The organism is Bifidobacterium saguinibicoloris, from assembly GCF_019331725.1.
In the GTDB taxonomy this organism is placed as follows: domain Bacteria; phylum Actinomycetota; class Actinomycetes; order Actinomycetales; family Bifidobacteriaceae; genus Bifidobacterium; species Bifidobacterium saguinibicoloris.
The window spans coordinates 25,188-31,201 of record NZ_JAHBBF010000023.1 but is presented as its reverse complement, the minus strand read 5'-3'; the positions used below and the strand labels follow the sequence as shown (position 1 = coordinate 31,201).

At 68.2% G+C, this 6,014-nt stretch carries 2 protein-coding genes; both read left to right on the top strand.

Annotated features, from left to right (window positions below; all coding sequences use genetic code 11):
- Positions 1-71 precede the first annotated feature (71 nt).
- A complete protein-coding gene (locus KIH78_RS10215; RefSeq protein ID WP_420830161.1) occupies positions 72-1,898 on the top strand; it encodes a trypsin-like peptidase domain-containing protein in 1,827 nt (608 codons plus the stop codon).
- 1,209 nt (positions 1,899-3,107) lie between these two features.
- Complete coding sequence (locus KIH78_RS10205) at positions 3,108-5,702, top strand: HAD-IC family P-type ATPase (protein WP_420830160.1); 2,595 nt, start codon at positions 3,108-3,110, stop codon at positions 5,700-5,702.
- Positions 5,703-6,014: the final 312 nt, after the last annotated feature.

The following is a 6,014-nucleotide window of genomic DNA, read 5'->3' as shown; positions in this document are numbered from 1 at the left end:
AATACGGCGCACCGACGCAGCACATCGACCCCATCGCCGCTCCGGTGAACGGCGAACAGCCCACCGAAACCATCGACCCCTCCGCCATTCAGGGCGTGCAGCATGCGGCGGACGTCGCGGCCGCCCCCACCCAGACCTTCCCCACCGCGCAGGCCGGCAACACCGCGGCCGGCCCGGTGGCTTCTGAGCCCCCGGCCGCATCGTCTGCGAACAGCGGCGAGATCGCGCCCGACTACGCTTCCGCCAAGGGCGAGCAGACTGTCGTCTCCGCCGAGCCGAACGCCTCCGGCTCCCAGAGCGGTCAGAACGCCCAACCCGCTCAGCCTGCCTACGGCCAGTACAAGCCCGCGCCGGAATACGGCGCGTACGGCCCCGTGCCCACGCAGCCCGCAGCTGCCGGCCAAGAGTCCGGCCAGCAGCAGCCCGGTCAGGACCGCAACCCGTACACCACCGGCAACCCGTTTACCGCGGGAGCCCCGCAGACCCAGCGCCAGCCCGGTGAGGCCGGTGCTGCCGGCAACGGCCAGTTCCCGCCGTCCGGCCCGTCCAATCCGTTCTACGGCCAGCCGGGCCAGCCGGGTCAGCCGGGCGCGTTCGACCCCAACGCACCCGTGGCCGCGAAGCAGTCCTCCAGCACCGTGCGCGGCGTGGTCATCGGCGTCATGGCGGCGCTGGTGAGCGCCGTCCTGTGCCTCGGCGTCGGCTACGGCGCCATCACCAGCGGCCTGGTCAAGGTGCCCACCACCAGCTCCCTGTCCAGTGTGGACTCCAGCACGTCCGGCTCCGGCTCCGCCACCGCGAAGTCCGGCGACGCCCCGGATTGGCAGGCCGTCGCCAAGGAGGTCTCCGGCTCCGTGGTCTCCATCCAGACTCAGCTGTCCAACGGCAGCGCCCAGGGCTCCGGCGCCATCCTCGACACCGAAGGCCACATCGTGACCAACAACCACGTGATCTCCGGCGCCCAGCAGATCCAGGTGACGCTCTCCAACGGCCAGATGTACTCCGCGCAGGTCGTCGGCACCGACACCACCACCGATCTCGCGGTCATCAAGCTCGACAACCCGCCGAGCGACCTCAAGGCCGTCGAATTCGCCGATTCCGACAAGCTCGCCGTCGGTGAGAACATCATGGCCGTCGGCAACCCGCTCGGCTACGACGACACCGCCACCTCCGGCATCGTGTCCGCGCTGAACCGCCCGGTCACCGTGATGGACGACAACAACAACGACATCGTCACCAACGCCGTCCAGATCGACGCGGCCATCAACCCCGGCAACTCCGGCGGTCCGACCTTCAACGCGGCCGGCCAGGTCATCGGCATCAACTCCTCGATCGCCTCCACCTCCAGCTCCTCTTCGAACAGCACCGCAGGCTCCATCGGCATCGGCTTCGCCATCCCCTCGAACCTCGTCAAGCGCGTCGCCAACGAGATCATCAAGAACGGCTCCGTCAAGCACGTGGCACTCGGCATCACCATCACGTCCGACACGGTCACGGCCGACGGCGTGACCCGCGCCGGCGCGAAGATCACCAAGGGTTCCTCCGGTTCCGCCGTGGTCTCCGGCTCCCCGGCCGACAAGGCCGGTCTGAAGGAGGGTGACACCATCGTCGCGTTCAACGGCAACGCGGTGAGCAGCAATGCCTCGCTCCTCGGCTTCGTGCGCGCCGCCGCCCTCGGCGACAAGGCGACGCTCACCATCGTCCGCGACGGCAAGACCATGGACGTCGACGTCACGCTCGACCAGCAGGAGGACAAGGTCAACGGCTCCAACCGCTCCGAGTCCAGCAACGGTTCGGGCTCCGACGGCAGCGACGGTTCTGGCTCCGGTTCCGACGGCTCCGATGGTTCCGGTTCCGACGGCTCCGGCAACAACGGATTCCCGTTCAACATGTGGTGACCCGACGCGGTCGCTAGGGGCCGGCGGACATCCGTCGCGAGGGCGCTGCCCTGCGGCATCGGCCGCCGGCCCGTTTCAATCCGGGGCCTGGATCCGGCCCCGGGCCAACGTCATGAAGGCGGGCTTTCTCGGAATCGAGGAGGCCCGCCTTCAATTGGTTCCTGAGCGGTTCCATTGGTAACGTCGGGGAGAGCGGCGGCTTCATGCAAGTCCGAACATTGCCGGGGAACCGTGGCATACCGCCATTTTCATATTGGACGCTCGCCATGGTGGCGGGGTGCGTTACCAACGGAAGGCTTCAAGGGCCAACTGAATGAGCCGGAAACGCTGATGAGGCGGTTTCTGCCTGTTCAGCACCCTCACGGGCCGGCCGAGGCCGACGGCATCACGGGGTTTGCGATGTCTTCGCCTCGCTGATAGAGTGACAGCGCAATAACCGAATACCGATTCTTTACGCCGTGTATCGAGCGATGCATCACGCGGGGAATCGCAGGCTCCGAAAATCGGCCGTGGCCGATCGGCTCCCGGGCCGCCCATGGTGGTCCGCGCGCTTCGGAATCCGCAATCCTTCTCTCCGCATCCGATGCCGCCGATGGGTTAACAAGGCGTGACCGCACCTGCCGTGCGCCACGTTTTGCCACCCTTCGGAAGGCCGATGCCAGCCGGACGCAGCAAAGCGGCACGCCCGGCCCGTACCAACGTAAGGAGCAGCGGATGAGCAGCCTCATCGCATCCCCCAACGGTTCCGGCACACGGCCGGTCCCCTCCGCCACGCCGCATGTCACCGCGGATTACAACGTTTCCAAGACTCCGGACGCCCATGTCCCCGACGCCCCGCATCGCAGCATCCTCGCGGTCGTCCTCGACCTGTGCCGACGCGTGCCCATGCTGCCGGTCGTCATCCTCTCCGCGATTCCCGTCGCTCTGCTGTGGAATGTCCGCCCGTGGGCCACGGGCGGAGCGGCTGCGATGGCGGGCGCAATGGACGCCGTCGCACGTGTCGGTGCGCACGTCGCCACGGCGTTGGCGACGCCGTCGATTGGCCAATGGCTTGTCATCGCGCTCGTCGCGTACACCGTCGTCGGCACCGTCATCGGCATGATCGACGACATCCGTCACGGACAGGTCGGCATCGACCTGCTCGCCGTGCTCGCCATGCTGTCCACCATCGGCGTGGGCGAATACTGGGCGGGCTGGGCCGTCGTCCTCATGGTCACCTCCGGCGAGGCCATCGAGGAATACGCGCAATCGAAGGCGGAACACAGCCTCACCATGCTGCTCGACGCGGCGCCGCGCACCGCGCACGTCGCGAACCTGCCCGGCGTGGGCGGGGGATCGGGACGGGCGTCCCGCGGCGAATCGGCCGCCGTGCGTCCGGCCGCGGGCGTTTCCGGGGCCGACGGAGTCTCCGCCGCGGCCGCCGCCGCGGGCGCTGTCGCTGGCGATGGCGCACCTCGCGCCGCCCGCAACATCGCGCCGATCCGTAGCGACGACGGCTTCCGCCACGTCGCGGCGTCTCGCGTCGGCGACGCCGGACGCGCGGGCGAGGACGGGCGGAACGCGGACAAGCGGAACGTGGGCGGGTCGGGCGACGTGACGAGCGTCGGACGGAATGCGGATGGGCGGAACGACGTGTGCGTACTCACCGGACGCGACGCCGAAGCCTGCGACTCGGCCGTCGCCCGCGCCGACGCGCGCGTGCGCCCGAACGCGGACGCGCGGTTCGACACCGTGCCCGTCGACCAGGTGCGCGTCGGTGACGTCATCATCGTGCTGCCCGGCGAAACCGTGCCCGTCGACGGCGAACTGCTGTCCGGATCGGCCACGCTCGACCTGAGCGCCATCAACGGCGAACCCGTGCCGCGCGAAGTGTACGCCGGCGCGCGCGTCATGTCCGGCGCGGTCAACGGCTCCACCACGCTCGCCATGCGCGCCACCGAACTCGCCGCCGACTCGCAATACCAGCGCATCCTCACGATGGTGAACCAGGCGCAGGAATCGCGCCCGGCCGTGGTGCGCACCGCCGACAGGCTCGCCGTGCCGTTCACCGTGCTCGCGCTGCTCATCGCAGGCGTGGCATGGGCGGTCGCCGGCACGCCGCTGCGGTTCGCGCAGGTGCTTGTGCTCGCCACGCCCTGCCCGCTGCTCATCGCCGCGCCCGTCGCATACATCGCCGGCACGTCGCGTCTCGCCGCCGCCGGCGTGCTCATCAAGACGCAGGACGTCATCGAACAGCTGGGGCGCGTCACGCAGGTGTTCTTCGACAAGACCGGTACGTTGACCGTCAAGCAGCCGCAGGTCGTGCGCGTCGAGATGGTGGATATGCCGTTGGGTGGTGCCGGTGCGGTGGGTGCCGGTGCGTTTTCCGGGACATCCGTTTCTATAGGAACGGACGCGGGTGTGGCCGATAACGCTGCTGTTGCGTCCGATTCTGCGGATTCGGTCGATAATGCGTCCGTGAGGGGCGTCATGCCGTCCGTTTCTATAGGAACGGGTGTTGAGGTGCCTGCTGGGGTTGCTGGTTCGTCCGTTTCTATAGGAACGGGTGTTGAGGTGTCTGGTAGGGACACTGATACGTCCGTTTCTATAGGAACGAACGCAGGGGATGGCCGCATGCCCTTGGATGAGGACCACGTGCTCATGTTCGCCGGCGTGGTCGAAAGCTACTCCGTGCACGTGCTCGCCAAGGGCATCGCGGTGGCCGGGCATGAGGCGCTTGGACGTTTGCGCGCCCGGTATGCGGACGGTCGTCGGGAGTGTCCGGAAGGAGCGGGTGCGGCGCATGACGGATATGGGCGTGACTATCCGGTCGTGACTGGCGTCCACGAGGAGCCCGGCAAGGGTATCGCGGCCGAAGTCAACGGGCATCGGGTGCGCGTGGGGCGGCTCTCCTTTGCGGCCGCCGGCGACGACGGTTTCATGCCTGTGGGTTCCTCCGCGGCTGTGCCTGTCGTTGGGGCTGGCGTCGGGTCCGGCGCCGGGATTGGAGTATCCGCAGAAGCGGAGGTTCGGCGCATGCAGGCCGGGGAAGGCTCTGAGACGCCGGTCGGGAATGCTGCCGGCACTGGAACCGGGGCTGAAGACGCCTGCCGTGGTCAGCGGTCCCGCGCGCGGTTCGGCGTGCTGGCTCCGGACGAAATGGCCTCCTATGTGGCGGTGGACGGGCGTCTCGTCGCCCGAATCGTCCTGCGTGACGTGCCGCGTGCGGACGCGAAGGCGACGCTTGCGCGGTTGCATGAGCTCGGCGTCGCCAGGCTCACGATGCTCACCGGCGACAAGCGTTCCTCCGCCTCGGTCATCGCGCGCGAGGTCGGCATCGACGAGGTCCACGCCGAACTGTTCCCCGAAGACAAGGTCGCCGCGGTCCGTGACGCTTCCTCCGACGGCGGCGTCACGAGGAACGGCGGCGTCACGAGGAACGGCGGCGTCACGAGAAACAGCGGCGTCACACGGAACAGCGGCGTCACGATGATGGTGGGCGACGGCGTGAACGACGCGCCCGTGCTCGCCGCGGCCGGCATCGGTGTGGCCATGACCGATGGCACCTCCACCGCCGCATCCGAATCGGCGCAGGTCGTCATCATGAACGACCGGCTCGACGCCGTGCCGCGTGCGATTGGCATCGCCCGTCGCACGAAGCGCATCATGCTGCAGGCGGTCGTGTTGGGACTGGCGCTCGCGCTTGTCGGCATGATCGCGGCCGCGTTCGACCTCATCCCGGTGGTCGTTGGCGCATTCCTGCAGGAGGGCATCGATGTGGTGAGTATCCTGTGGGCCTTGACCGCCGTGCTCGATTGGGAGTGAGTGGTTGTTCGGCCTCCTTGCGAAACGGATCGGATATGCCGTGTCCGATTCGTTTCGCTGGGAGGCTGTGTTGCGGTGTGGGTCGTCCGGTTTGCGACGGGTTGTTTCGCTGGGGAGGGGTTTGGCGAAGCGGTCCGGGGGTGCGGACGGGTTGTTTCGCTGAGGAATGGTGTGGTGCCGCCGTGCCGCCATACCGCTGTGCGCCATACCGCAGTGTCGCCATACCGCCAGGAGTGAGCTCCATCGTCCGACGCTGAAAAGCCCGAGGAATCACTCTTCCGCGATTCGCGGGTCTGAGATACCCTGTAACGC